The sequence below is a fragment of the Methylobacterium sp. WL116 genome (assembly GCF_008039455.1).
In the GTDB taxonomy this organism is placed as follows: Bacteria; Pseudomonadota; Alphaproteobacteria; order Rhizobiales; family Beijerinckiaceae; genus Methylobacterium.
Genome location: NZ_VRUV01000632.1, coordinates 1 through 2,376 on the forward strand (window position 1 = coordinate 1; position 2,376 = coordinate 2,376).

The following is a 2,376-nucleotide window of genomic DNA, read 5'->3' on the forward strand; positions in this document are numbered from 1 at the left end:
GCCTGGGCGTTGTCCTTGGCGGTGGCGGCTTCGAGATCGCGGCCGAAGCGGGCATGCGCCGCCGCCGCATCCGCCAGGTCGCGCGTCGTCGCGCGGGCGGATGCCCGCGCCGCCGCATCCACGAAGTCCGTCGTTCCCACCGCCATGCACGCTCTCCTGCCGGCAGTGGAGCAAGCGACAGGCCAGCGCGTGCGCCGAGCCAAGAGACTGAGAAACATCGTCTTTCGGCGGCGGACCGGCTGGGGGATCATGCCGCCGCGGGCCGATGCTGCCGCGTGCCCGGCAGGACTTGCCGGGGCGGTCGACCGCGGCGATCGGGACGCGCCCTGGAAACGCCGAACGACACACACTATAGACAGGCCCGTGCGGCGGGATCTTCGCAGACCCGTGCCGCCGTCAGACCCGGCGCCATGAACTCCCTCGATCTTGCCAAGCCCCCGCACGAGACGCGCGTCGTCGTCGCCATGTCCGGCGGCGTCGATTCCTCCGTCGTGGCCGGGCTGCTGAAGCGCCAGGGCTACGACGTCGTCGGCATCACCCTGCAGCTCTACGACCACGGCGCCGCGACCCATCGCAAGGGCGCGTGCTGCGCCGGCCAGGACATCCACGACGCCCGCCGCGTCGCCGAGCGCCTCGGCATTCCGCACTACGTCCTCGACTACGAGGACCGCTTCCGCGACGCGGTGATCGACCGGTTCGCCGAGAGCTACCTGGCCGGCGAGACGCCGATCCCGTGCGTCGAGTGCAACCGCTCGATCAAGTTCCGCGACCTGCTGGCGACCGCCCGCGACCTCGACGCCGACTGCCTCGCCACCGGCCATTACGTCGCGAGCCGGGCGCTGCCGGGGGAGGGCGGGCGCCGCGCGCTCTACCGCGCCCTCGATCCGGCGCGCGACCAGAGCTACTTTCTCTACGCCACGACGCAAGACCAGCTCGACTTCCTGCGGTTCCCGCTCGGCGAGCTGCCCAAGGACGAGACCCGGCGCCTGGCGCGCGAGCTGGAGCTGGTGGTGTCGGAGAAGCCCGACAGCCAGGACATCTGCTTCGTGCCGCAGGGCCGCTACGCCGACTTGATCGCGCGGCTCCGCCCCGACGCCGCGCGGCCGGGCGAGATCGTGGATCTCGACGGCCAGGCGCTCGGGCGCCACGAGGGCATCATCCACTACACGGTCGGCCAGCGCCGCGGCCTGCGCGTGGCCTCGCCCGAGCCGCTCTACGTGGTCCGGCTCGAACCCGACACCGCCCGCGTGGTGGTCGGCCCGCGCACCGCGCTGGCGACCCACCGCATCCGGCTCACCGACGTGAACTGGCTCGGGGCACCGGGCCCCGTCTCCGACATGGCGGTCGCGGTGCGCGTGCGCTCGACCCGCGAGCCGCGCCTTGCGCGGCTCGACTACGACCCCGCGACCGGCGCCGCCGAGATCGTCCTGGCCGTGCCCGAGGACGGGGTCTCGCCGGGCCAGGCCTGCGCGATCTACGCCGACGAGACCCCGCGCGGACGCGTGCTCGGCGGCGGCACGATCCGCCGCATCGACGCAGCCTCGGCGGGCGCGGCGAGAGCCGCGTGATCCGACGCGGCCCGCTCTGAACATCCCCCTCGAGACCGGAAGAGAACACGAATGCTGAGCGAGCCGGAGGCCGGGCCGAGCACCGCCCTGATGCGCAAGGCCTATGCCCGCTGGGCGCCGGTCTACGACGTGGTCTACGACAAGCTCACCGAGCCGGCCGCCCGGGCCGCGGTGGCCGCCGCCGCCGAGAGCGGCCCGCGCATCCTCGAGGCCGGCGTCGGCACCGGCCTGTCGCTCGGCTACTACCCGCGCGCCAGCTTCGTCTGCGGCGTCGACCTGTCCGAGGACATGCTGAAGCGCGCCCGCCGCAAGGTGCAGCGCCGCGGCCTTACCCACGTGAAGGGCCTGCAGGTGATGGACGTCTGCCGCCTCGGCTACGCCGATGCGTCGTTCGACGCGGTGGTGGCGCAGTTCCTGATCACCCTGGTGCCCGACCCGGAAGCCGCCCTGTCCGAGTTCCTGCGGGTGGTCCGCCCCGGCGGCGGCATCGTGCTCGCCAACCATTTCGGGCAGACCGAGGGACCGGTGGCGAAGGTCGAGGAGATCGTCGCGCCGCTCTGCACGAAGATCGGCTGGTCGTCGGACTTCAAGTCGACCCGGATCGAGGCCTGGGCGCGGCGCAACGGCGTCGAGTTCATCGGCGTCGCGCCGACCTTCCCGGGCGGGTTCTTCAAGATCCTGCGGATGCGTAAGCCCGCGTGACCGCGGCCGGCGCGACGCCGATGAACTCGACGCCGTTGCGCCGCGCCCAGGCCTCGATCCGGGTCGACTTGAAGTCCGACGACCAGCCGATCTTCGTGCAGAGCGG

Annotated in this window: 2 protein-coding genes; both read left to right on the forward strand. The window is 72.8% G+C overall.

The annotated features are described in order from the left end of the window. Positions 1 to 410: 410 nt before the first annotated feature. Positions 411 to 1,568 carry a tRNA 2-thiouridine(34) synthase MnmA gene (gene mnmA / locus FV223_RS25540; protein ID WP_147729568.1) on the forward strand — a complete coding sequence of 386 codons (1,158 nt, stop codon included), beginning with the start codon at positions 411 to 413 and terminating at the stop codon, positions 1,566 to 1,568. Positions 1,569 to 1,619: 51 nt separating this feature from the next. Continuing rightward, complete coding sequence (locus FV223_RS25545) at positions 1,620 to 2,270, forward strand: class I SAM-dependent methyltransferase (protein ID WP_147729569.1); 651 nt, start codon at positions 1,620 to 1,622, stop codon at positions 2,268 to 2,270. Positions 2,271 to 2,376: the final 106 nt, after the last annotated feature.

What these genes read in the sequence shown, in the direction of transcription:
- FV223_RS25545 (WP_147729569.1), top strand. Translation starts at nt 1,620, where the DNA reads ATGCTGAGCGAGCCGGAGGCCGGGCCGAGCACCGCCCTGATGCGCAAG.
- mnmA (WP_147729568.1), top strand. Translation starts at nt 411, where the DNA reads ATGAACTCCCTCGATCTTGCCAAGCCCCCGCACGAGACGCGCGTCGTC.